The organism is Streptomyces roseoverticillatus (assembly GCF_000719265.1).
Classification (GTDB): domain Bacteria; phylum Actinomycetota; class Actinomycetes; order Streptomycetales; family Streptomycetaceae; genus Streptomyces; species Streptomyces roseoverticillatus.
Window position 1 is genome coordinate 112,218 of sequence record NZ_JOFL01000003.1, and the last position, 23,471, is coordinate 135,688.

Genomic DNA, 23,471 nt, shown 5'->3' on the forward strand with positions numbered 1-23,471 from the left:
CGCTCTGTCCGTGAGAACGCCCGGCGGCGCCGCCCGGTTCCTCACCCGGTCCGCAGCGGGGCGCCCACCTCGTGCATGTGCTGCAGCGCCTGGCGGTACGAGTCGACGATTCCAGTCTCCGTGTACGGCAGCCCCGACGCGCGGCAGTGCTCGCGGACCAGCGGCCGGGCGAGGCGCAGGTGGGGTCGGGGCATGTTCGGGAAGAGGTGGTGCTCGATCTGGTAGTTCAGGCCTCCCATGAGCCAGTCCGTGACGGCCCCGCCGCGCACGTTGCGCGAGGTGAGGACCTGGCGCTGCAGGTGTCCCCAGCGCTCGCCGCCCTGGTCGGGCATCTCCATGCCCTTGTGGTTGGGGGCGAAGACCATGCCGAGGTGGAGGCCGAAGAGGGCGTGGTGGACGAGGGCGAAGACGACGGCCTTGCCGGGGGACATCGAGGACAGCAGCAGGCCGGCGTAGCCGGCGACGTGGAGGACGAGGAGCACCGCTTCCGTCCGCCGCTCCCCTGCGGTCTGCCGCCCGAGGTCGCGCACGCTCGAGATCTTCAGGCTGATGCCTTCGAGCAGGAGCATGGGGAAGAAGAGGCGGGCCTGGTTGCGGGTGAGCCACCGGACGGCGCGCCCCTGGCGCTGTGCGGCCTGCCGCTGTGTCCACACGAGCGCGCCGACACCGACGTCGGGGTCCTTGTCGACGTGGTTGGGGTTGGCGTGGTGGCGGTTGTGCTTGTCGTTCCACCACGCGTAACTCATGCCCAGCAGGAGGTCGGCGTGGAGGAGGCCGATCAGCCGGCCCGTGCGCCGGGTGGCGGCTATCTGGGCGTGCCCGCTGTCGTGCCCGACGAAGGCGGTGCGGGCCCAGAACAGGGCGGCGGGGACGGCCAGCAGGACCGTCCACCAGGAGTCACCGCTCAGCACGATCCCGGCTGCCGTGGCGGCGAGCGCCACGGCGTTCACCGCGATGCTGCGTGCGTACCAGCCCCTGCGGCGTTCGAGGAGGCCCTGGTCCCGGACCTGGCGGAGGAGAGGGGCGAAGTCACTGCCCGCAGTGGGTTTCGCGAGCAGCGTGGCGGCCTGGGGCATGAGGTCTCCGGACGGTCGGATAGCTGGGCTGACCTCATAGAACGTACGGACCGGGGCCTGCTCGGGACCATGGCGTCACCACCCGGCTCCTGCGGGGGCAAACCCCCCTCCGGAGGCGGGGGTTTGGGTACACCCTCACGTCCGGCGCTGTGGCCCGGCTCACGCCGCGGAGGTCTTCGCCGGGGGCGCGCTTCCTGTACCCTCGGCCGCTCCGGACCCCGACTAGTCAAATTTGAGGAATGCGCAGCGCTGTGACACCGCCCTCCGCCGCAACACCCTCCGAGATCTCCCGGCTCGCCCGCTGCTCGGCGGCTTTCCTTCCCGGTGACCCCGCACGCACCGGGCGGGTGGCCTTCTGGCTTCCGGGCAGCGAACCGCCCGCCTCCCCGGGCGGCGTCGAGGACCTGACCATCGCTGTCGCGGACGGCGCCGGCGTCGCCACGACGACCGTGCGGGCCGCCGTCCTGCCCGTGCGCGACGCCGTGCCCGTCCTCACCCGCGCCCGGGCCGCGCGGGCCGACGAGGCGGCCGCCTTCTGGGGCGCCGCCGCCGTGCTCGCCCTGCAACTGGCGGCGCGCGGGCGCCTGCTGCCCGGGCTGTCGGCCACCGACCACGACGCGTGGCGCGTCGGCCCGCTCACCGCCGACGACCTGCGCCGGGTGCGCGACCTGGCCGCCGCGATGCCGCCCGCGGCGCACGCCGTGCCGCTCCCGGGCACCGGCCCCCTGATGCTGCCCGAGCCGGAGCAGCTCGTCCGCGCCTTCCTGGACGCGGTCGCCGACGGGCTGCCGCGCTCCCCCGCCGCGGCCCTCGCCGCCGGCGGGCCCGCATTCGCCGCGCCGGAACCGCGCCGCCTGCCCGAACAGCGCGCCTGGGCGGAGAGCGTCGCCGCCGGGCACGATGCGGGCGTACGGCTGTCCCTGCGCGTCGAGGCGCTGAGCCCTCTCGGTGACGACGAGCACGCTGCCCCGCGCTTCCGGGCCGTCCTGCAGCTCCACAGCCTCTCCGACCCGGCCCTCGTGGCCGACGCCGCCGAGGTGTGGGCAGGCGAGCCGCCGGCAGGCGCGGCGCTCGGCCGGGACGCGCGGATGAAGGCGCTGCTCGCCCTGCGCCGGGCCGCCCACGCCTGGCCCGCGCTCACGCCCCTGCTCTCCGCCGCGGTCCCCGACGCCGTCGACCTCGCCGACGAGGAGGTGGGGGACCTGCTGGGCGGCGCTTCTGCGGCGCTGGATGCCGCCGGGGTCGAGGTGCACTGGCCGAAGGAGCTCGTCCGCACGTTCACCGCACGGGCCGTCGTCGGCCCTCCGGACGACGACGGCGACGACGGCCCCGGGCCCGGGCCCGGCCACGAGCGTTCCGGCATGCCGTCCCTGCTGTCGGCCGATGCGCTCCTCACCTTCCGCTGGCGCTTCGCCGTCGGCGGCCTGGACCTGACCCAGGACGAACTGGACCGGCTCGCGGAGGCCGGCCGGCCCGCCGTACGACTGCGCGACCAGTGGGTGCTCGTCGACCCCGAAGCGGTGCGCCGCGCCCGCGCTCAGCAGGACCGCAAGCTCACGCCGGTCGAAGCGCTGGGCGCCGCCCTGACGGGCAAGGCTCCCGCCGAGGAGGACGACGAGGACGGCCCTCAGGCCGACGTCCGGCCCACCGGCTGGCTGGCGGCGCTCCGCGACCGCATCGCCGACCCCGAGCACGGCCGCGACCCCGTTCCCCCGCCCGCCGCGCTCGCCGCCACCCTGCGCGACTACCAGCTGCGCGGCCTGGACTGGCTGCACCGGATGACCTCACTCGGGCTGGGCGGCTGCCTCGCCGACGACATGGGGCTCGGCAAGACCATCACCCTCATCGCCCTCCACCTGCACCGGCAGACGCTGCCCGACGCGGCCGGCCCCACGCTGGTCGTCTGTCCCGCGTCCCTGATGGGCAACTGGCAGCGGGAGGTCGAGCGGTTCGCGCCCGGCACGCCCGTACGCCGCTTCCACGGCGCGTCGCGGTCCCTGGAGGAGCTGTCCGGCGGGGAGTTCGTGCTCACCACGTACGGCACGATGCGGCTCGACGCCCAGCAGCTGGCCGGCACGTCCTGGGGCCTGGTCGTCGCGGACGAGGCCCAGCACGTCAAGAACCCGTACTCCGACACCGCGAAGCAGTTGCGCACGATCGGCGCGAAGGCGCGCGTGGCGCTCTCCGGCACGCCGGTGGAGAACAACCTCTCCGAACTGTGGGCGATCCTCGACTGGACGACTCCGGGGCTGCTCGGCCCGCTGAGCCGGTTCCGCAGGCGCTACGCCCAGGCCGTGGAGGGCGGCACGGACCCGGCCGCGGCCGAGCGCCTCGCGGCCCTGGTCCGCCCGTTCCTGTTGCGCCGCCGCAAGTCCGACCCCGGCATCGCGCCGGAACTGCCGCCGAAGACCGAGACGGACCGCGAGGTGGCGCTCACCAAGGAGCAGGCCGGCCTGTACGAGGCGGTGGTGCGGGAGATGCTCGCCGAGGTCGAGGCGGCGGACGGCTTCGAGCGGCGCGGCCTGATCGTCAAGCTGCTGACCGGCCTGAAGCAGATCTGCAACCACCCGGCGCAGTTCCTCAAAGAGAAGTCCCCGCGGATCGCCGGGCGCTCGGGCAAGGTCGAGCTCCTGGACGAGTTGCTGGACACGATCCTCGCCGAGGGGGCGAGTGTGCTGGTCTTCACGCAGTACGTGGCGACCGCCCGCCTCCTGGAGCAGCACCTGGGGGCGCGCGGCGTCCGCACGCAGCTGCTGCACGGCGGCACGCCCGTCCCGCGCCGCGAGGAGATGGTGCGCCGTTTCCAGGACGGCGAGGTCCCCGTCTTCCTGCTGTCCCTGAAGGCCGCCGGCACGGGCCTCAACCTCACCCGGGCGGAGCACGTGGTGCACTTCGACCGGTGGTGGAACCCGGCGGTGGAGGCGCAGGCGACCGACCGCGCGTACCGGATCGGCCAGACGCAGCCGGTGCAGGTGCACCGGTTCGTCACCGAGGGCACGGTCGAGGACCGGATCGCCGAGATGCTCGTCCGCAAGCAGGCGCTGGCGGACTCCGTCCTGGGCGGCGCCGAGGCGGCCGTGACCGAACTGACCGATGCCGAGCTGGCGGATCTCGTCGCACTGAGGGGGAACGGACGTTGACCGGACAGGAAGTCACCGGCCGGGCGGAGCGCACCTTCGAGGCGCTGGCGCCCGAGCACGTGCGGAGCTCCGCACGTACCTGGTGGGGCCGGGCGTGGCTCAAGGCGCTGGAGGACACGGCGCTGGACGGCCGGCAGGTGAAGGCGGGACGCAGGCACGCGCGCGCGGGCGCGGTGGGCGCGGTTTCGGTGCGGCCCGGCCGCATCACGGCCCTCGTACGGGACCCGGACGGCACCCCGTACCGTGCCGACGTGGTGGTGCAGGAGTTCGGCACGGCCGACTGGGAGTGCCTCCTGGAGCTGGTGGCGGGTCAGGCCGGGCACATCGCGGCGCTGCTCGACCGCGAGATACCACCGCACCTGGCCGAGGACGCGCTGGCGGCGGGGGTGGAGCTGCTGCCGGGCATCGGGGATCTGGAGCCGGAGTGCTCGTGCGGGGCCTGGGACCACTGCGCGCACACGGCGGCGCTGTGCCATCAGATGGCGCTGCTGCTCGACCGGGACCCGTTCGTGCTGCTGCTGATGCGCGGGCGCGGGGAGCGCGAGCTGCTCGACGAGCTGCAGGAGCGCAACGCCGCGTCCGGGCCGGACCGGGCGCCGGGGCGCAGCGCCGGGACGCGCTCGGGGGTGCCGGCCGTGGACGTGTTCGCCGCGGCCTCCTCCGTGCGCCCGCTGCCGGATCCCCCTCTTCCGGTGGAGGCGCCGGGCCGTTCTCCAGTGCTCGGCGGCGACGTGGCGCCCGCGGCCGGACTGGACGCGGAGGCGCTGGAGTTTCTGGTGGCAGCCGCGGCGGCGCAGGCGCGGCAGCTGCTGGCCGAGGCGCTGACCCCGGGTCATGAGCGCGCTCCGGTCGCGCGGGAGCTCACGCTGTGGGAGGACGCCGTGCGGCTCGCGGCAGCCGGACCGGACGAGCGGATCGCCGTGCGGCTCGCGGCGGGCTGCGGCCGAGAGCGGTCCGGGCTGGACCGGGCGGTGCGCGCGTGGCGGCACGGCGGGCCCGCCTCGCTCGCCGTCCTGGAGGAGGAGTGGACCCCGGAGCCGGAGGCCCTCGCGCGCGCCCGCGCCCGGCTGGCGGACGCATGGCCGGAAGAACAGGCTCCGCAGCTGCGGGCCGTGCGCAACCGCTGGACCGTGGTGGGCGCGGGCGCGCAGCTGCGCTACGGCAGGGACGGCCGCTGGTGGCCGTACCGGAAGGAGGGCGGCCGCTGGCAGCCCGCGGGGCCCTGCGAGAGCGATCCGGCGGCTGCGTTCTCCGCGCTCCTCACGGACACACTCCCCCTCGGCGACCAGCAATGCGAAGGCGAATGGGAATAAAAAGGAACCTTTCATAGGTAACCCCGAGGATTCTTCCCATCAGCGACAGATTATGGTGATCTACAGTTCAATCACCTTCTGTCATGGAAAGGCCCTTTGGGATGGCTTTCGCCCTGCTCCGCCGGTTCACGCGTTTCTCCCGTCCGGAGACCACGCCGATTCCGTTCGGAGCGGGGGCCCTCGACTGCGCCGTGGCGGACACGGCGCAGTCACCGCTGCACAGAGCGGAGGTCTCCGTGCGGGACGGCGCCGGGCAGGAAGTGGTGCACGGCCAGACCGACCCGCACGGCCGGTTCGCGACCACCCTCGCGCCCGGCGAGTACAGCCTCGCACTGTCGGCCGACGGGTTCCGGCCCGTCCTGCACACCGTCACCTGCGCGGAGGGCGTGAGCACTTCCCTCGGCACGGTCGCGATGGAGACGGCTCCGGCGCCCGCCATGCCCGCGCCGGGCGCCTGGCGCATCGACCCGGACCACACGGCGGTGCGCTTCATCGCCCGGCACATCGGACTCGCCGAGGTGCACGGGCGCTTCAACCGCTTCGAGGGCACCCTGTGGATCGCGGAGGACGTCGAGCGCTCCCGCCTCGACGTCGTGATCGACACGGCCAGCATCGACACGGGGGTCGCACAGCGCGACGAGCACCTGCGTTCGGCGGAGTTCCTGGACGTCGCCCACTATCCGTACATGCAGTTCACCAGCGAGCGGTTCGTCCACCGCGGCGGCTCGCGGTGGACCGTGCAGGGCGTGCTCAACCTGCACGGCGTCAGCCGGAACATCGCGCTCGACACCCGCTACCTGGGGATCGGCACCGGCATCATGGGCGAGACCCGCACGGCCTGCTCCGCCTCGACCGAGCTGCACCGCGAGGACTTCACCCTGGACTGGCGCTCCATGCTCCGGCGCGGCATCGCCATGATCGGCGCCACCATCAGGATCGAGCTCGACATCCAGGCCGTACCGCAGCAGGCTCCCGCCGCCTGACGGCCCGTGCGACACCGGCGGTCCGCCGGTGTCGCCGGAGACCGGAAGCAGGCCCGTGGGGAAGCCGCTCGGCAAGGCAGTGGGCCAGGACGTGGGCAGACTGCTGGGGAAGCCGCTGGGCAGTCCGGACGGCAGCGCCGTCGGCCACTGGGACAGGAGCCCGCTGGGGACCGCCAGCGAAGGCGATGCGGTCCCGCCGGGGGACGAACCGTCACCCGGCCCGCCCTGCTTGCCGTCCTTGTTCCCGACGACGAGGACGGCGCCCAGCCCGAGCGCCGCGACCGCCACCAGAGCGGCGGCGAGGAGCGCGGCCCGGCGCCCGCCGCCGCCCCGGCGAGGAGGCGGCGGCGGAGGCGTGCCCCAGGGCGGCTGGGCGGGCCCGAAGCCGCCCGGGGGCGGGCCCGGCGGCGGCCCGTACGGCGGTCCAGGTGGAGTGGCCATGCGGCCAGCGTCCCGCCGGGCGCGCACACACCGGACGGCGGTGACCGTACCGCCACACGATCCGCCCCGGACCGGGACATTCCACCGGCCGGCCCGGCGGACGCGCCGGAAGTCCGGCGACCCGTCAGGCCACGCGCTCAGCCTGCCGCGCGCAGGAACGCTTCGAGGCCCGCGAGGTCGTCCGTGTTGAGGTAGTCCACGCCGGCGGAGAACAGCGCCCGCCACACGGCCTCGCGCGCCGGGCCGGGCTGATCCGGTGTGGCCCAGAACCGCACGGACCGGCCCTCGGCGTGCGCGGTGGAGACGATCTGCCGGAGGCGGGCCTTCTCTCTGGCCGGCATCGGGCCGGTGCCCTGCCAGCCGAAGATGCTGTTCCAGTTGTCGCTCACCAGGGGGATGAAGGACGCGGGGGCACCGGCACCGAGGTCGGCGAGCCGGCCGTCGTAGAACGCGTGACGCAGCCGCTCGTCCGCCATGGGCCCCCGGGCGCTCCGGTCCCCCGAGATCACGGCGGTGACGGCGCCCCGGCGGATCCGGCCGTCGGCACAGGAGGTGAACAGCGTGCCGTAGCGGCGAAGCCGGCGCGAGAGCTCCCGGTACGTCGCGGCGCCGTCGGTCTTGATGTCGACGAGCAGTTTCAGCGAGAGGTTGTACCCCGGGTAGACCCGGCCGTGACCAGCTCTGACCCGGCGCTGCAACGGGTCGAGGTACAGCGCTTCGAGGGTGCGGGCCGGGTCGAGGCCGGACGCGTCGTGGGTGACGAGGAGTTTGCCCTCCACGAGCCAGATGTCCGCCTCCACGCTGCCGAACCCGTGGGCGAGCGCATCGGCCAGGGGGTGGGGGTGCTCGTAGTCGTTGTGCGCGTGCGCACGGCGCAGCGGCGGCCTGTCCGGCGCGCCGGGCGCGTCGCGCTCGACCGCCGCCGGGGCGGCGGAGGCCGGCGGGGCGAAGGACCCCGTGAGCGCGGCGCCGAGGGCGGCTCCGAAGGTGACGACGGCCGTGCGGCGCGAACGAAGGCTCATGGCAGCTCTCCCAGTTCTCCAGGAACTCCCAGGTCGGTGTGGGCCGGTGCGCGGCGGCGGGCCGTCCGCACGGGCCGGTACGAGTGAGTATCCGGGCCCGCCGGGCCCCTGGGCAGGGATGTGCCGGGAGTTGCCCGCGCCGGCGCCGGTGCGTTCCCTGTCGTTCTTCCGCGTGGCCTGTCGTTCTTTCGGGGCATGGTGAACCGTTCTGCTCCGTGCCAGAGTTGACGGGACCTCTGGGGTGACTGTGAAGAGACGCAGAAGACGTGTGTCCTCGGTACTGACGGTTCTGGTGGCGTGGACCTCGCTGATCGGCGGGGGCACCGCCCTGGCGGATGCGGGTGACCGGCCCGCGCCGCGGCTGGGGCCCCTGGCCCCCGTCGCACCCGGTGTGGAGTACCGGGAGTTCTCCCTGTCGGCTTCCCACGGCCCTGCGTACGGGCACGTGCTGAGGGTCGACCTGAGCGAGCCCGGCGTCTCGCTCGACCTGTTGCACCCGGGCTCGGTCGCCGCACGGGCGACGGTGTCGCGGATGACTGCCGCCCGCGGTGCGGTGGCCGGGGTCAACGGCGACTTCTTCAACATCACGGAGACCCAGCACCCGGGCGTCGAAGCCACGGGCGCGCCGGTCGGCCCGTCCGTCGCGGGCGGCCGCCGGCTCGGCGCCGCCGTGCCCGACGGCCAGCGCTTCGGGCCGCTGCTGCCCCCGGGCGCCACCACGCGGGACGTCATCGGCCTCGGCACCGACGACCGGGGCCGGCTGGACCGGCTCACGCTGAAGGGCACCGTGACCGCCAAGGGCAGGAAGCTGCCGCTGCGCGGACTCAACCAGTACGCCCTCCCGGTCGGCGGGATCGGCGCGTACAACTCCTCCTGGGGTTCGGCGTCACGGCTCCGGGCGACCTGCGGCACGGACACCAACAGGGCCGCCCCCTGCACGGACGACACCTACGAACTGACGGTCCGGCACGGCAAGGTGACCGACACGGCGCACAGGCCGGGACACGGCGCGATCCCCTCGGGCACGCTGGTGCTCGTCGGGCGGGAGGCTGGGGCGCGCGAGCTGAGCCGGCTGAAGGCCGGTGACGCGGTGCGCGTCGAGGAGCGGCTGCAGCCCGCCGAGCGGGGCGCGTTGCGCTTCGCGGTCGGTGGCTTCCCCGTGCTGCGCGACGGCCGGCTGCAGTCCGGGCTGGACTCCACCACCTCCGCGGTGCGGACCTCCGCCGGCGTGGGCGGAAACGGCCGGACGTTCTACCTGCTGGCGCTGGACGGCGGCGCCGGCTACCGCTCGGGGCTCACCGTCGCCGAGCTCGCCGACCTGATGCGCGACCTGGGCGCAGACGACGCCGTGAACCTGGACGGGGGCGGCTCCAGCACTCTGGTCACCCGCGATCCGGACAGCGGGCGGACAACAGTCCGGAATCATCCGTCGGGCGGCGCGGAACGGCCGGTGGCGAACGGCATCGGCGTTTTCCTCCGAACGTAACATCATCGATCAATCCACCCTTTTGAGTGACTGCGCCCGCCGATATCCCACTGCTAGCTTCGAAGGCGGTCAAAGGGGAATTCTTCGGCACGCCCGCAGCCCGTCCGTAGGGGCCGCGGGCTGTCCATAACGGATGGGTGGGCATTCCGATATGACGACGTCAGTGGAGACCGGCACCGACGGCAATAACGGCCCCGGTCAGCTGAGCCTGGGCACCGAGGCCGCACGGAATCTGGCGACCACGACAAAGTCCGTACCGCAGATGCAGGGAATCACCTCGCGGTGGCTCCTGCGCATGTTGTCGTGGGTGCAGGTGCCGGGCGGCACGTACCGGGTCAACCGGCGCCTGACACACACACTGGGCGACGGCCGGGTCGAGTTCGTCTCGACGGGCGCCGACGTCCGGGTCATCCCCGCGGAGCTGGGCGAGCTCCCGCTGCTGCACGGCTTCGGTGACGCGGCGGTGCTCGAAGCGCTCGCGGGCCGCTTCACCCAGCAGGAGTTCCGGCCGGGTGACGTCCTCGTGGAGGCCGGACAGCCGGCCGACCAGGTGGTGCTGGTCGCCCACGGCAAGCTCAACCAGGTCCGCGCGGGCGAGTACGGAGATCCGGCCGTCCTCGGCGTCATCGCCGACGGCGGCTATTTCGGCGACAAGGCCCTGGCCGCCGCCTCCGAGAGCAACTGGGACTTCACCATCAAGGCCGTCACCGCCTGCACCGTCCTGACCTTGCCGCGTCAGGCGTTCCAGGAGGTCCTGGAGGGCTCGCAGGAGCTGCGCACCCACGTGGAGGCGTTCCGCGCGGCCGCCGCCCGCCCGCGGAACGAGGACGGGGAGTCCGCCATCGACGTGGCCGCCGGCCACGCGGGCGAGCCGGTGCTGCCCGGCGTCTTCGCGGACTACGAACTCGCCCCGCGCGAGTACGAGCTGAGCGTCGCCCAGACCGTCCTGCGCGTCCACACCCGCGTCGCCGACCTCTACAACGAGCCCATGAACCAGGTCGAGCAGCAGCTGCGGCTGACCATCGAGGCCCTGCGCGAGCGCCAGGAGCACGAGATGATCAACAACCGGCAGTTCGGCCTGCTGCACAACGCCGACCTCAAGCAGCGCATCCACACCCGCAGCGGCCCGCCCACCCCCGACGACCTCGACGAGTTGCTCGCCACGGTCTGGAAGGACCCGGGCTTCCTGCTGGCGCACCCGCGCACGATCGCGGCGATCGCCCGCGAATTCAACCGGCGCGGAGTATATCCGGACAATGCCACCGTCGGCGGCCACTCGATTCCCGCCTGGCGGGGAATTCCCATCTTCCCGTGCAACAAGATCCCGATCAGTGAGAACGGCACCAGCTCCGTTCTCCTGATGCGCACCGGAGAGGAATCCCGGGGTGTCGTCGGGCTGCACCGCACGGGAATTCCCGATGAATACCAGCCGAGCCTCTCCGTGCGTTTCATGGGCATCAGCGACCAGGCCATCATGTCCTATCTGGTGAGCGCCTACTACTCCACCGCCGTCCTGGTGCCGGACGCCCTCGGAATTCTGGAGAACGTCGAGATCGGGCACTGACCCCGCCGCCGTACCGCACTCCGCGCACCACGTTCCGCGCACTTGCGGATCCGCGAACCCGCCGATCCGCGCCGAGTACCGCACACAGATGGGTGACAACCAGCTATGACCACGTCAGTCGAGTCCGGAGAGGCCGCACCGTCCGGGGAGGCTCAGCTCAGCCTCGGCACGTCCGCGGCACGCCAGCTCGCCACGACGACCAAGTCCGTACCGCAGATGCAGGGGATCTCGTCCCGCTGGCTGCTGCGCGTGCTGCCATGGGTACAGGTGTCGGCCGGCACGTACCGCGTGAACAGGCGGCTCACGTACACCGTCGGGGACGGCCGGGTCGAGTTCATCTCGACCGGCTCGGAGGTCCGGGTCATCCCGCCGGAGCTCGGGGAGCTGCCCCTGCTGCGGGACTTCAGCGACAACGACACGCTGGAGGCGCTGGCGGACGGCTTCGTCCAGCGCGAGTACGCCGCCGGTGACACGCTCGTCGAGGCCGGTACCCCGGCCGACCAGATCTTCCTCGTAGCCCACGGCAAGCTCAACAAGACGGGCACCGGCAAGTACGGTGACGAGACCGTGCTCGGCGTGCTGGCCGACGGTGACTACTTCGGCGAGCAGGTGCCCCTGGAGCCCGACGGCACCTGGGGGTTCGGCGTCCGGGCCGTGACCCGCTGCACGGTGCTCGCGCTCCCCCTGCGGACCTTCCAGGAGCTGGCCGAGCGCTCCGAGGCGCTCCGCGCGCACGTCGCGGCGTACGCGTCCCGCCCGGCGCGGCCGCAGAACAAGCGCGGTGAGGCCGACATCGCGGTGACGTCCGGCCACGTCGGCGAGCCGGCCATCACCGGCACCTTCGTGGACTACGAGCTCTCCCCGCGCGAGTACGAACTGAGCGTCGCCCAGACCGTCCTGCGCGTCCACACCCGCGTCGCCGACCTCTACAACGACCCGATGAGCCAGCTCGAGCAGCAGCTGCGGCTGACGGTCGAGGCGCTGCGCGAGCGCCAGGAGCACGAGATCGTCAACAACCGCGAGTTCGGTCTGCTGCACAACGCCGACATCAGCCAGCGCATCCACACCCGCAGCGGCCCGCCCAGCCCGGACGACCTCGACGAGCTGCTCGCGCGCCGCCGCAAGACCAAGTACATCCTCGCCCACCCGCGGACCATCGCGGCGTTCGGCCGGGAGTGCACCGCCCGGGGCCTCTACCCGCAGTCCATCGACGTGCTGGGCTCCTCCGTGCGCTCCTGGCGCGGTGTGCCGCTGCTGCCCTGCAACAAGATCCCGATCAGCGAGTCCGGGACGAGCTCGATCCTCGCGATGCGGACGGGCGAGGACAACCAGGGTGTCGTGGGCCTGCACCAGACGGGCATCCCGGACGAGTTCCAGCCGAGCCTCAACGTGCGGTTCATGGGCATCAACGAGCAGGCGGTCTCCTCGTATCTGGTGAGCGCCTACTTCTCTGCGGCGATCCTCGTGCCGGACGCGCTGGGTGTCCTGGAGGACGTCGAGATCGGCCGCTAGGGCGCGCCGAAGGGCGATTGTCCCGGGCCGGGTCCCCCTGACGGCGGGGCCCGGCCCGGCGGCGCGGACCGCTCAGGGGCGTACGCCGCTCACGATGCGTGCCGTGGTGGACAGGCCGTCGGAGATCGTCGGCGCGATGCTCGTGCTCGCCAGGAGAAAGCCGAGCAGGACGCAGACCAGAGCGTTCGACACCTTCAGCGAGCCGCTCCGCAGGAACACGACCACCAGGACGAGCAACAACAGGACCACGGAGAGCGAAATGGCCATGGCGAACCTCCTGGGTGGTGCGGTTGTCCGTCAGTCTGGCCCACCGGGCGCCCCGGGCCGCGGCGCCGCGTGTACTCCATTCAGGTACGAGCGACTTCGTCCGGGCCGCCGCTCTCGGCAGGCAGGCCGCCCGCAGGGTGCCTAGGCTGGCGGAATGAGCCGCACAGCCGCCGACAGCAGGCCTTCCGCGGAGCGGCCCGCCCCGGCTCCCAAGGGCCGTGAGGGCGGGGAGCGCGAGTCCGCGTGGCGGCGGCTCCTGCACCGGGTCCCCAATGGTTTCGCGGTCTTCTTCGGCGCCCTCGGCCTGTTCTGTGCCATCACCTCGCTGATCGTGCCGCTGCGGCGGGCGGTGGGGCCGCTGACGGACGCGCTCGACACGCTGACCGTCCCCACGGCCCCGAACCTCGCGTACGCCGTCTTCCTGCTGCTGCTCGCGACGGCGATGGCCGCCCGCAAGCGGGTCACCCTCTGGTTCGTCCTGGCGTATCTGACGCTGCTGCTGATCGCCGACGCCCTGCTGCTGGCGGTGGGCTACTGGGACACGATCCCCTCGCTGGTGCTGTGCGTGGCGGCGATGACGCTGCTGGTCCTGGCCCGCCGGGAGTTCTACGCGGCGTCGCGCCGGGGGGCGTTCCTGCGCGCGCTGCTGGTGCTGGCGGCGGGGCTCACCGTGGCGATCCTGGTGGGCTGGGGCCTGGTGTCGCTGTTCCCGGGTTCGCTGGAGCGCGGGGCGGGGAACCGGCTGCTGTTCGTCGCCAACAAGGTGTGCGGCGGGCTGGTGAGCGGCCGGCACTTCACCGGCCATCCCCCGCACTGGCTGTACTTCCTGCTCGGGCTGTTCGGCGCGCTGGCGCTGCTGAACGCCGCCATGGCGCTCTTCCGCTCGCAGCGCCTGGAGGCAGCGCTGCACGACGACGAGGAGCCCCGGATCCGCGCCCTCCTGGCCCGCTACGGCGGCCAGGACTCGCTCGGCTACTTCGCGACGCGCCGGGACAAGGCCGTGGTCTTCTCCCCCAGCGGCAAGGCGGGGGTGACGTACCGGGTCGAGGCGGGCGTCTGCCTGGCCTCGGGCGACCCCCTGGGCGATCCGGAGGCATGGACTCCGGCGATTGACGCCTGGCTGGAGGTCGCGGGCCGCTACGGCTGGCAGCCGGCCGTGATGGGCGCCAGTGAAGCGGGGGCGAAGGCGTATGCCCGCTCGGGGCTGGGCGCGCTCCAACTGGGCGACGAGGCGATCCTGCAGGTCGCCTCGTTCGACCTGGACGGGCGCGAGATGCGGGTGACGCGGCAGGCCGTGCACCGGGTCGAGCGCACCGGCGCCTCCGTGCGGGTCCGGCGGCACTCGGCGCTCACCGACGAGGAGATGGGCGAGGTCATCCACCGGGCGGACGCCTGGCGGGACACCGAGACCGAGCGGGGCTTCTCGATGGCGCTGGGCCGGCTCGGCGACCCGGCCGACGGCGACTGCCTGCTGGTGGAGGCCTTCGACAGCGAGGGGACGATGATCGCCCTGCTGTCGTTCGTGCCGTGGGGCCGGGACGGGGTCTCGCTGGATGTGATGCGCCGCGACCGGGCCGCGCCCAACGGCGTCATGGAGTTCATGGTCGCGCAGCTGTGCGCGCAGGCCGGGCGGTTCGGCGTCAAGCGCATCTCGCTCAACTTCGCCGTGTTCCGCTCCGCGTTCGAGGAGGGGGCGCGGATCGGGGCGGGGCCGGTGCTGCGGCTGTGGCGCAAGCTGCTGCTGTTCTTCTCCAAGTGGTGGCAGCTGGAGGCCCTCTACCGCTCGAACGTGAAGTACAACCCGGAGTGGCACCCGCGGTTCCTCTGCTACGCCGACGCGGGTGCGCTGGCGCGGATCGGGCTGGCGGCGGGCATCGCCGAGGGCTTCGTCGCGGTGCCGAGCCTGGGCCAGCTGTGGAGCCGGGGCCGGGCCAGGGGCGTCACCAGCCCGGCGTCCACGGCGGGCCTGCCGCCGCTCTCCGAGCTGGGTCTGGAGGCCGGCGCCGAGGAGGCCGGGGCGGACGGGCTCGCGGGGCTGCCGGAGCAGGTGCGGGTGCGGCGGCGGAAGCTGGAGCTGCTGCGGGCGGCGGGCGTGGACCCGTATCCGGTCGACGCCCGCCGTACGCACACGCTCGCCGCGATCCGTGCCGCCCACGCGGGGCTCCCGCCGTCGTCGCGCACGGGCGAGCGGGCGACCGTGGCCGGCCGCGTGCTGCTGGTCCGCAACCACGGCGGGGTCGCGTTCGCCGTGCTGCGTGACTGGTCGGGCGACCTGCAGCTGACGTTCGCCCGCGAGGACTGCGGGCGCGAGGGCCTGCGGCGCTTCGCCACGCACATCGACCTCGGCGACCACGTCGAGGCGGAGGGCGAGATCGGCACCACCGACCGCGGCGAGCTCACCGTCTTCGTGAGCAGCGCCCGGATGACCGCCAAGTGCCTGCGCCCCCTGCCCGACAAGCGGCACGGCCTGAGCGATCCCGAGGCGCGGGTGCGGATGCGCTACGTGGACCTGGCGGTCTCGCCCGAGGCGCGGCGGACGGTGCGGGCCCGCAGCGCGGCCGTGCAGGCGCTGCGCCAGGGGCTGCTCGACCGCGGGTTCCTGGAGGTCGAGACGCCGATGCTGCAGCAGATCCACGGCGGCGCGAACGCCCGGCCCTTCACCACCCACATCAATGCGTACGACCTCGACCTGTATCTGCGGATCGCGCCGGAGCTCTATCTGAAGCGGCTGTGCGTGGGCGGCATGGAAAAGGTCTTCGAAATGGGCCGCACCTTCCGCAACGAGGGGGTTTCGTACAAGCACAATCCGGAATTCACGATGCTGGAGGCGTATCAGGCGTTCGCGGACTACGACGTGATGCTCGACCTGACGCGCGAGCTGATCCAGGCCGCGGCGGCCGCCGCCCACGGGTCGGTGGTGGCCCTGCGGCCGGACGCCGGCGGGAAGCTCGTCGAGCACGACATCTCCGGGCCGTGGCCGGTGAAGACCGTCTACGGCGCGGTCTCGGAGGTCCTCGGCGAGGAGGTCGGTGCGGATACGCCGGTGGGGGTGCTGCGGCGGCACTGCGACGCGGCGGGGGTGCCGCACCGGCCGGAGGACGGGCGCGGGGACATCGTGCTGGAGATGTACGAGCGGCTGGTCGAGGAGCGCACGGCGCTGCCCGTCTTCTACAAGGACTTCCCCACCGACGTCTCGCCGCTGACGCGGCCGCACCGGGCCGATCCGCGGCTCGCGGAGCGCTGGGACCTCGTGGCGTTCGGCACGGAGCTGGGCACGGCGTACTCGGAGCTGATCGACCCGATCGAGCAGCGGCGCCGGCTGACCGCGCAGTCGCTGCTGGCCGCGGGCGGCGATCCGGAGGCGATGGAGCTGGACGAGGACTTCCTGCGGGCCCTGGAGTACGCGATGCCGCCGACGGGCGGGCTGGGGATCGGGGTGGACCGGCTGGTGATGTTCCTGACGGGGCTGTCGATCCGGGAGACGCTGCCGTTCCCGTTGGTGCGGAGGCGGTGACAGCGAGCCACCCCTAAAAGAAATCCTTTGAGAATGGGATAGAATTCTTTATTTGCCTTATAGATCGGCCGTTGTTAGCTTGCCGGTATGACCTCGGAACAGCGCACCAGAATCCCGTGGATACCCATGGCGGCGACCGCGCTGCTGTGGGGTTCCGCGTTCACCGCCATCCAGGTGGCGCTGCCGGACTACTCCCCGGCCTCCATCGCGCTCCTGCGCATGGCCATCACCGTCGCCCTCCTCCTGCCGTGCCTGTTCCTCGGGCACATCGGCCGGCTGCGGCGCTCCGACGCGCTGCGCATGGCGGCCTTCGGGCTCACCGGGATGACGGCCTATCAGGTGCTGCTGTGCGCCGGCGAGCAGAGCGTGGACGCGGGCACCGCGGCCATGCTGATCGCCGCTTCCCCGGTCTTCACCACCGTGCTCGGCATGGCCTTCCTCGGCGACCGGCCCGGCCGGCGGGGCCTCGCCGGCCTCGCCGTGGCGCTCACCGGCGCGCTCGCCGTCGCCGTGACCTCGGGCGGTGGGAGCGGTTCGCTCATGGGCGCGCTCATGGTGCTGGGCGCCGCCGCCACGCAGGCGACGTCGTTCGCGCTGCAGAAGCCGCTGCTGAAGAAGTACTCGGGCGCGGAATGCGTCTTCTACGGCAGCCTGTTCGGCATGCTGCCGCTGCTGCCGGCGGCCCCCGGCGCGGTGGGGCAGATCGCCGCGGCCGACGGGCACCGCACGCTGGCCGTGCTGTGGCTGGGCGTGGGCTGCACGGCGATGGCCTTCTGGACCTGGTCGCGGACGCTGCGGGCCACGACGGCGTCCACGGCGTCGCTGGTGCTGTACGCGGTGCCCGTTGCCGCGCTGCTCCTGGACGCGCTGTTCCTGGGGAACCTGCCGTCGCTCAACGCGGCCGGAGGCGGGCTGCTGGTCCTGGCCGGTGTCGCCGTGGCCGCGGTGCGGAGGGCGCCGAAGGCGCCGGAGCCGGAACAGGCAGAGGCCGCCGTCGAGCGTGAGCTCGTGGGCAGCAAGCGCTAGGTCTTCGGGGCTCCGCCCCGGACCCCGGTCCTCAAACGCCGGACGGCTCTATTTTTTGTGGGCTCAGCTCGTCCCAGTGCACCGTTTCGTCGCACCAGCGGTCCAGCAGCACCTTGTCGTGTCCCACGGCCAGCAGTCCCGCGCCGCTCTCGGCCCGGTAGTCCTCCACGACCGCCACGAGAGCGGCCGTCGTCGACGCGTCCAGCATCGCCGTCATCTCGTCGCAGATCAGCCAGCGCGGGCGCAGGACGAGGGCCCTGGCCAGGCAGGCGCGCTGCAGCTGGCCGTCGCTGACCTCGTGCGGCCGCCGCCGGAGGAGTTCCCCGGAGAGCCCGACGCGCTCGGCCAGTGCGGCCACCGCCGCTGCCGCCTCGCCCCGCCGGCCGGTCGCCCGCAGCGGCTCCGCGATCAGGTCGGCGAGCCGCATGCGCGGGTCCGCGGCGAGCCGGGGCTGCTGGAAGACCACGCCGAAGGCGGTGCGCTGCTCGCGCGTGGCGCGGTGGCGCGCGCCCCGGGCGAGGTCGCCGTCGACGACGACCGTGCCGGAGTCCGGCCGGTGCAGCAGGGCGGCCACCCGGGCGAGGGTGGACTTGCCGCAGCCGCTCGGGCCGAGCAGGCCGACGGCCCGGCCGGACCCGATCGTCAGGGAGACGCCGCGGACGACGGGCCTGCGCGGGTCGTACCCCGCGGTGATGCGGCTCAGCTCAAGCACGCGAGGTCTCCTCCGGATGGTGGCAGGCGACGCCGCCGACGGTCGCCGGGAGCGTCCCGCAGCGGTCGCTCGCGCGTGCGCAGCGGGCGGCGAAGGCGCAGCCGGCCGGCAGGTCGCCGAGTTCCGGGGGCATGCCGGGGATCGGGGTGAAGGCGCGCTCGGGGAGGGCATCGAGCAGGGCGCGGGCGTAGGGGTGGCGGGGGCCCGGCTCGCCGAAGAAGGCGGGAGCGTCGGAGATTTCCACAAGGCGGCCCGCGTACATGACGGCGACGCGGTCGGCGATGCGCCGGGCCGCCGCGAGGTCGTGGGTGATCATCAGCAGGGCGCGGCCGGCGTCGGCGTGCCGCCGCAGTTCGTCCACCGTGCGGTCGACGAGCTCGCGGTCGAGGCCGGTCGTCGGCTCGTCGGCGAGCAGGAGCGGGGCGTCGCCGACGAGGGCGAGGGCGGTGGCCGCGCGCTGCGCGAGGCCGCCGGAGAGCTGGTGGGGGTGGCGGTCCAGGTGGGTGGCGGGGAAGGCCGCCCGCTCGGCGGCGGCTTCGGCCGCTGCCCGCAGCCCGGCCCTGGGGACGCCCGTCAGCTCCCGGACGGTCTCCTCCAGCTGGGAGCGCACGGTGCGGACGGGAGTGAGGTGCGCGGAGGGGCTCTGCGGCACGAGGCCGATGCGGCGGCCGCGTACGGTGCGGGCGAGCGTGCGCTCGTCGGCGGTGAGCAGGTCCAGGTCGCCGAGGAGGGCCCGGCCGTCGGTGCGGGCGTTTCCGGGCAGGAGGCCGAGGAGCGCCGAGGCCAGGACGGACTTGCCGCAGCCGCTCTCGCCGATGAGGGCCAGGCATTCGCCGGGGCCCAGCTCGAACGAGGCGTCGGTGACGGCGGCGATCCGCCGCCCGCCGCGCATCCGGAACCGTACGGAGAGGTTCCGTACGGACAGGACGGGGCCGGAAGATACGGGGCTGGACGATGCAGGGCCGGACAGGACGGGGCTGGACGATGCGGGGCCGGACAGACCGGGGCCGGACAGTTCGGGGCTCACAGCGTCAGCTCCGATCGGCGCCTGGGGTTGAGCCGTTCGCGCCACGCGCCCGCCAGCCCGGCCACGGCCAGGGTGGGGACGATGATGAACAGCCCGGGGAAGAGCGTCGGCCACCAGTCGCCCGCCAGGAGGGAGCCGCGCGCGCTCTGGACCATGTTGCCGAGGCTCGCCTGGTGTGTGGGCAGGCCCAGGCCCAGGAAGGACAGTGCGGACTCGTGCCAGATGGCGTGCGGGATCATCAGCACCGCCGCGAGACCGGCCTGCGGCAGGACGGCCGGGAGCAGGTGGCGGACGGTCACCCGCCAGCGTGACGCGCCGCCGGACACGGCCGCGTCGACGTACGGGCGCGAGCGCAGGGACATCACCTCGGCCCGTACGATCCGGGCCGTCGACAGCCAGTGCGTGACGACGACGGAGGCGACCACGGGCCAGACGCCCGGGCGGAACATCGTGACGACGAAAATGCCGAGCAGCAGGTGCGGCACGGACGAGAAGAGGTCGACGATCCGCATCAGAACGCGGTCCGCCCAGCCGCCGAGGGCACCCGCCGCCGCGCCGACGGCCGTACCGATCACAGTGGCGGCGAGGGCCGCGGCGACGCCGACGAAGAGGGAGACGCGGAGCCCGTAGACGCTGCGCAGCAGCAGGTCGCGGCCCACTTCGTCGGTACCGAAGGGGTGCGCCCAGGAGGGCGGCTGAAGCTTTGCGGCCAGGTCGACGGCCTGTTCGTCGAGGGGAACGGCGAACGGCACGGCCAGCACGGTGAGGACGGCCGCCGCCGTGACGGCGGCGGAGACTCCGGTGCGCACGCGGTCACCCATCGAAGCCCACCCTCGGGTCCGCCAGGCCGTACAGCAGGTCGGACAGCAGGTTGCCCACGAGCACGGCGGCCGTCGCGAGGACGGTCAGGGCGGCGAGCAGCGGGAAGTCGACCTTGGTCGCGGCTTCCACGGTCGCGGAGGCGATGCCGGGCCAGCTGAAGACGGTCTCCACCAGCAGGGCGCCCGTGATGAGTTCGGGGACGCGGGAGCCGGTGAGGGTGAGGACAGGCAGCAGCCCGGAGCGCAGGGCGTGGCCGAGCAGGACGGTGCGTTCGCGCAGGCCGCGGGCGCGGGCGCCGCGCACGGGGTCCTCGGCCAGGGCGTCGCCGACGCCCTGGCGCACGTACAGCACGAACCAGGGCAGCTGGGACACGGCGAGCACCGCCGCAGGCAGGACGACGTGGGAGGCGATCTGGCCGGGCGTGGCGACGTCGCTGCCGGTGTCGGTGAGGCCGCCCGCGGGCAGGGCGTCGAGCTTGAGGGCGAAGAGCCAGATGGCGAGGAGGCCGAGCCAGAACGGCGGGGCGGCTTCGAGCGCGTACGCGAGCGAGGTCACGGCCCGGTCGAACAGGCCGCCGCGGCGGCGTGCCGCGAGGACGCCGAGCGCCGTTCCGACGGTGACGGCCAGGGCGAAGGCAAGGCCGCACAGCAGGACGGACCAGCCGATGCGTTCGCCGATGACCTGGGCGACGGGCTGGCGCAGCGAGGCGGAGACGCCGAGGTCGCCGGTGAGGGCCGAGGTCAGCCAGTCCCACCAGCGGGCGGTGAAGGGCCGGTCGGCGCCGAGGTTGTCGCGCAGCTGGTCGAGGACGTCCTGGCGGGCGCCGAGCCCGGCGCTGCCCGCGTACGCCTTCGCCGGGTCGAAGGGCGAGGCGGCGGCGAGGGCGAAGACCCCGAAGGTGACGGCCGCGAGGACGGGGACGGCGGCGAGCAGCCGCCGTCCCGCCATGCGTGCCATGGGCCCCCACGGGAGCCCGGTGGTGCTGCGGGTCACTTCTTGGACTGCCAGTCCTCGACGTTCCACCAGGGACCCGCGCCGAGGCCGTGGTCATGCGGCTCGACCTGGGTGGAGAGGTCCTTCCACTCGTCGTTCATGACGTAGAGGTGGTCGACGTGGGTGAGGAAGGTGTAGCCGGGGTTGTCGGCGAGGCCCTGCTGGACCTTGTCGTAGGCGGCCTTGCGAGCGGCCTTGTCCCCGCTGCGCCGGCCCTCCTCCAGGGCCTTGTCGACGTCGGGGTCGGCGTAGGCGGCCATGTTGTTGAAGCCGTTGAGGGCCAGGGAGGAGTGCAGCAGGTTGTAGAGGTCGAAGTCGGGGTCGGCGGGGTTGCCGCCGCCGGCGAGGACCGCGTCGTTCTTCATGCGCGGCTCGATGACCTCCCAGGTGCCGCTCTGCACCTTGGCCTCGATGCCGGCCTTCTTGGCGTCCGAGGCGAAGGCGAGGGCGTGCTCCTCGCGGAGCTTGTCACCGGCGGGGAACCAGAGGGTGAAGGAGGCGCGCTCTCCGTCCTTCTCCCGGATGCCGTCGGCGCCGGGGCGCCAGCCGGCGTCGTCGAGGAGCTTCTTCGCCTTGTCCGGGTCGTACGGGCGCTCGGTGCCCTTGGCGAACCAGTCGCTGCCGGTGGGCACGGGCCCGTAGCCGGCGCGGCCGGCGCCTTCGAGGAGCTTGTCGACCATGGCCTTGCGGTCGACGGCGAGGTCGAGGGCGCGGCGTACGGCGAGGTCGCCGGTGACCTTGTTCGCGGTGGGCAGGGTCACGCCGCGGAAGTCGGTGGTACGGGCGGTGATGGTCACCTTGGACTTGTCGCCCTTGAAGCCCTTGGCGAGGTTGGGCGGCAGGATGGCGCCGTCGAGGTCGCCGGAGCGCAGCCGGGTGGCGCGCACGTCGTCGTCCTTGATGATCGCCATCGTGAGCTTCCTGACCTCCGGCTCGCCGCCCCAGTAGCCGGGGTTGGCCTTGAAGGTCAGCTTCTCGCCCTTGCTCCAGCCGGTCAGGACGTACGGACCCGTGCCGATGGGGGCGGTGTTGAAGGAGCCGGAGTTGACGTCCTGCCCCTTGGCCGCGTGCTCCGGGACGATGGGCAGCACGGTGCGCTCGGCGAAGGGCGCGTAGGGGTACTTCAGCGCGAAGACGACGGTGTCGTCACCGGCGGCGGTGACTTTGTCGACGGCGTCGAGCTCGCCCTTGGCGGCGTTGTTGGTCTTCTCGTCCAGGATGGTGCGGTAGGTGAAGACCACGTCCTGGGCGGTGAACGGCTTGCCGTCGCTGAACTTCACGCCTTTGCGGAGGGTGAAGGTGTACGTACGGCCGTCGTCGGTGACCTTCGGCAGCTCGGCGGCGAGGGCCGGCCGGAGCTTCATCGACGCGTCGCGGCGGAGCAGCCCGTCGAAGATCTTGGAGTTGCCGTCCTTGCCGTAACCGAGGAGCGGGCTGAGCGTCTCGGGCTCATTGGCCAGACCGACGACCAGGGAGTCCCCGGGACCCTTGGCGCCGTCGCCCCCGCCCGGTGTCGAACAGGCCGCCGCACCTGCCGCGAGAACGCCTGCCATGGCCGTGGCGGCCACTCCCCGTACGGACCGGGCCGTCATGCCCCACACCTCTGCTCAGTACTTGTGCTTAGCCACACTTGTGCTTAGTCACTTGCTTTTGCGAACCAGTCGCAATTAAACAGTATGCAAAGTTACGGTCATGGGCGGGGTGTGGAATCCGAGGTCAGGGGCGTACGGGCGGGGAGCTCCCCTTAGTGGCGGGCACCGGCAGTGTGTCCCAGCGGGTGACAGGCCAGGCCACGACGAAGGCACGGCCGATCACGTTGTCGACGGGAACGAAGCCGTCGCCGGGTTTCTGCAGGTGGTGGTAGCGGGAGTCCCAGGAGTCGTTGCGGTGGTCGCCCATCACCCAGAGATGGTCTTGGGGCACCTTGACCGTCCCGACCGGGTAGTCGTCGCACGGGGTCGAACCGGGGTAGATGTACGGCTCGTCCAGTGGCACGCCGTTGACCTTCACCGGACTGCCGATGTTGCACTCCACGGTGTCGCCACCGACCGCGATCACCCGCTTGATGAGGTCCTTCTCGTTCGATGAGGGCATCAAGCCCACGAAGGTGAGGATGCTCTGCGCGCCGCGCAGAACCGCGTTGGTCTTTTCCGGGGCCTGTTCCGGGAGCCAGCCGCCGGGATCACGGAAGACCACGACTTCCCCGCGCTGCGGCTCGGCACCGAACAACGGGGTCAGCTTGTCCACCAGGACGCGGTCGCCTTCCTGCAGGGTGTTCTGCATCGAGGCCGAGGGTATCGAGAAGGCCTGCACGAAGAACGTCTTGATCCCTAAAGAGAGCAGCAGGGCGACGGCTACCAGGACCAGCAGCTCGACCCACCAAGGGCGCTTCGTGCGCGGCACACGTCCTGGCTTACTCCGCGTGGGGCCGGCACGGCCGGAACGCACGGTTGCCTTCTCCGAGCTCATCTCTTGAGTTCCTTTGCGCGTTCCGGACCGGCCTGTGGCCGCTGCACGAACATTGGCTGAGCTGGGCAAGTTTAGGAAAGCGACCATTCGCGAGGCGTAAAGGA

At 72.8% G+C, this 23,471-nt stretch carries 17 protein-coding genes; 8 read left to right on the forward strand and 9 right to left on the reverse strand.

What is annotated here, in order from left to right; all coding sequences use genetic code 11:
• Window positions 1–41: 41 nt before the first annotated feature.
• The gene (locus tag IF61_RS0104340) at window positions 42–1,076 is read right to left on the reverse strand and encodes a fatty acid desaturase family protein (RefSeq protein WP_030364875.1); all 1,035 of its coding nucleotides are present in this window, start codon (window positions 1,074–1,076) and stop codon (window positions 42–44) included.
• 239 nt (window positions 1,077–1,315) lie between these two features.
• Here IF61_RS0104340 and IF61_RS0104345 point away from each other — a divergent pair, with 239 nt between their 5' ends.
• The 3 genes from IF61_RS0104345 (at window position 1,316) to IF61_RS0104355 (ending at window position 6,512) form a co-directional block, all read left to right on the forward strand.
• Entirely contained in the window at window positions 1,316–4,216 is a 2,901-nt protein-coding gene (locus IF61_RS0104345) for a DEAD/DEAH box helicase (RefSeq protein ID WP_030364876.1), read from the forward strand.
• Entirely contained in the window at window positions 4,213–5,529 is a 1,317-nt protein-coding gene (locus IF61_RS0104350; RefSeq protein ID WP_030364877.1) for an SWIM zinc finger family protein, read from the forward strand. The genes IF61_RS0104345 and IF61_RS0104350 overlap by 4 nt, the downstream gene beginning before the upstream one ends.
• Before the next feature lie 101 nt (window positions 5,530–5,630).
• Window positions 5,631–6,512: a YceI family protein gene (locus tag IF61_RS0104355; protein ID WP_030364878.1), complete on the forward strand. Its 882-nt coding sequence runs from the start codon at window positions 5,631–5,633 to the stop codon at window positions 6,510–6,512.
• Between the two features lie 578 nt (window positions 6,513–7,090).
• On the opposite strand, the gene IF61_RS0104360 is transcribed toward IF61_RS0104355, so the two are convergent.
• Complete coding sequence (locus IF61_RS0104360) at window positions 7,091–7,975, reverse strand: phosphatidylinositol-specific phospholipase C/glycerophosphodiester phosphodiesterase family protein (protein WP_030364879.1); 885 nt, start codon at window positions 7,973–7,975, stop codon at window positions 7,091–7,093.
• A 268-nt stretch (window positions 7,976–8,243) separates the two neighbouring features.
• Here IF61_RS0104360 and IF61_RS0104365 point away from each other — a divergent pair, with 268 nt between their 5' ends.
• From IF61_RS0104365 to IF61_RS0104375, 3 genes are all read left to right on the forward strand, one after another.
• A complete protein-coding gene (locus tag IF61_RS0104365; protein ID WP_043187755.1) occupies window positions 8,244–9,461 on the forward strand; it encodes a phosphodiester glycosidase family protein in 1,218 nt (405 codons plus the stop codon).
• Between the two features lie 151 nt (window positions 9,462–9,612).
• The gene (locus IF61_RS0104370; RefSeq protein ID WP_030364881.1) at window positions 9,613–11,025 is read left to right on the forward strand and encodes a family 2B encapsulin nanocompartment shell protein; all 1,413 of its coding nucleotides are present in this window, start codon (window positions 9,613–9,615) and stop codon (window positions 11,023–11,025) included.
• 105 nt (window positions 11,026–11,130) lie between these two features.
• Window positions 11,131–12,537 (forward strand): family 2B encapsulin nanocompartment shell protein, encoded by a 1,407-nt coding sequence (locus IF61_RS0104375; RefSeq protein WP_030364882.1) that lies wholly within the window; start codon window positions 11,131–11,133, stop codon window positions 12,535–12,537.
• Between the two features lie 72 nt (window positions 12,538–12,609).
• Here IF61_RS0104375 and IF61_RS0104380 read toward each other — a convergent pair whose 3' ends face one another.
• A complete protein-coding gene (locus IF61_RS0104380) occupies window positions 12,610–12,804 on the reverse strand; it encodes a hypothetical protein (RefSeq protein WP_030364883.1) in 195 nt (64 codons plus the stop codon).
• 154 nt (window positions 12,805–12,958) lie between these two features.
• Here IF61_RS0104380 and lysX point away from each other — a divergent pair, with 154 nt between their 5' ends.
• Together lysX and IF61_RS0104390 are read left to right on the forward strand one after the other, a co-directional pair.
• On the forward strand, window positions 12,959–16,318 hold the full coding sequence (gene lysX / locus IF61_RS0104385; RefSeq protein ID WP_030364884.1) for a bifunctional lysylphosphatidylglycerol synthetase/lysine--tRNA ligase LysX: 3,360 nt from the start codon (window positions 12,959–12,961) through the stop codon (window positions 16,316–16,318).
• Between the two features lie 87 nt (window positions 16,319–16,405).
• Window positions 16,406–17,344, forward strand: a complete 939-nt coding sequence (locus IF61_RS0104390; RefSeq protein ID WP_078659957.1) for a DMT family transporter — start codon at window positions 16,406–16,408, stop codon at window positions 17,342–17,344.
• Window positions 17,345–17,375: 31 nt separating this feature from the next.
• Here IF61_RS0104390 and IF61_RS0104395 read toward each other — a convergent pair whose 3' ends face one another.
• The 6 genes from IF61_RS0104395 to lepB all read right to left on the reverse strand — a co-directional run bounded on the left by IF61_RS0104395 (window position 17,376) and on the right by lepB (window position 23,301).
• Window positions 17,376–18,056 carry an ABC transporter ATP-binding protein gene (locus IF61_RS0104395; RefSeq protein ID WP_030364886.1) on the reverse strand — a complete coding sequence of 227 codons (681 nt, stop codon included), beginning with the start codon at window positions 18,054–18,056 and terminating at the stop codon, window positions 17,376–17,378.
• Entirely contained in the window at window positions 18,049–18,948 is a 900-nt protein-coding gene (locus IF61_RS0104400; RefSeq protein WP_052392386.1) for an ABC transporter ATP-binding protein, read from the reverse strand. The genes IF61_RS0104395 and IF61_RS0104400 overlap by 8 nt, the downstream gene beginning before the upstream one ends.
• A 131-nt stretch (window positions 18,949–19,079) precedes the next feature.
• The gene (locus tag IF61_RS0104405) at window positions 19,080–19,904 is read right to left on the reverse strand and encodes an ABC transporter permease (RefSeq protein ID WP_030364888.1); all 825 of its coding nucleotides are present in this window, start codon (window positions 19,902–19,904) and stop codon (window positions 19,080–19,082) included.
• Window positions 19,897–20,853: an ABC transporter permease gene (locus IF61_RS0104410; RefSeq protein ID WP_211264832.1), complete on the reverse strand. Its 957-nt coding sequence runs from the start codon at window positions 20,851–20,853 to the stop codon at window positions 19,897–19,899. The genes IF61_RS0104405 and IF61_RS0104410 overlap by 8 nt, the downstream gene beginning before the upstream one ends.
• A 41-nt stretch (window positions 20,854–20,894) precedes the next feature.
• The gene (locus IF61_RS0104415) at window positions 20,895–22,490 is read right to left on the reverse strand and encodes an ABC transporter substrate-binding protein (protein ID WP_030364890.1); all 1,596 of its coding nucleotides are present in this window, start codon (window positions 22,488–22,490) and stop codon (window positions 20,895–20,897) included.
• Window positions 22,491–22,614: 124 nt separating this feature from the next.
• Entirely contained in the window at window positions 22,615–23,301 is a 687-nt protein-coding gene (gene lepB / locus IF61_RS0104420) for a signal peptidase I (RefSeq protein ID WP_342667962.1), read from the reverse strand.
• Window positions 23,302–23,471: the final 170 nt, after the last annotated feature.

Bases quoted from the DNA above. Each gene is read 5' to 3' on its own strand.
- IF61_RS0104360 (WP_030364879.1), bottom strand. From the start codon at position 7,975: ATGAGCCTTCGTTCGCGCCGCACGGCCGTCGTCACCTTCGGAGCCGCC.
- IF61_RS0104380 (WP_030364883.1), bottom strand. From the start codon at position 12,804: ATGGCCATTTCGCTCTCCGTGGTCCTGTTGTTGCTCGTCCTGGTGGTC.
- IF61_RS0104355 (WP_030364878.1), top strand. From the start codon at position 5,631: ATGGCTTTCGCCCTGCTCCGCCGGTTCACGCGTTTCTCCCGTCCGGAG.
- lysX (WP_030364884.1), top strand. From the start codon at position 12,959: ATGAGCCGCACAGCCGCCGACAGCAGGCCTTCCGCGGAGCGGCCCGCC.
- IF61_RS0104415 (WP_030364890.1), bottom strand. From the start codon at position 22,490: ATGACGGCCCGGTCCGTACGGGGAGTGGCCGCCACGGCCATGGCAGGC.
- IF61_RS0104410 (WP_211264832.1), bottom strand. From the start codon at position 20,853: ATGGCGGGACGGCGGCTGCTCGCCGCCGTCCCCGTCCTCGCGGCCGTC.
- IF61_RS0104340 (WP_030364875.1), bottom strand. From the start codon at position 1,076: ATGCCCCAGGCCGCCACGCTGCTCGCGAAACCCACTGCGGGCAGTGAC.
- IF61_RS0104400 (WP_052392386.1), bottom strand. From the start codon at position 18,948: ATGCGCGGCGGGCGGCGGATCGCCGCCGTCACCGACGCCTCGTTCGAG.
- IF61_RS0104375 (WP_030364882.1), top strand. From the start codon at position 11,131: ATGACCACGTCAGTCGAGTCCGGAGAGGCCGCACCGTCCGGGGAGGCT.
- IF61_RS0104345 (WP_030364876.1), top strand. From the start codon at position 1,316: ATGCGCAGCGCTGTGACACCGCCCTCCGCCGCAACACCCTCCGAGATC.
- IF61_RS0104370 (WP_030364881.1), top strand. From the start codon at position 9,613: ATGACGACGTCAGTGGAGACCGGCACCGACGGCAATAACGGCCCCGGT.
- IF61_RS0104405 (WP_030364888.1), bottom strand. From the start codon at position 19,904: ATGGGTGACCGCGTGCGCACCGGAGTCTCCGCCGCCGTCACGGCGGCG.
- IF61_RS0104390 (WP_078659957.1), top strand. From the start codon at position 16,406: ATGACCTCGGAACAGCGCACCAGAATCCCGTGGATACCCATGGCGGCG.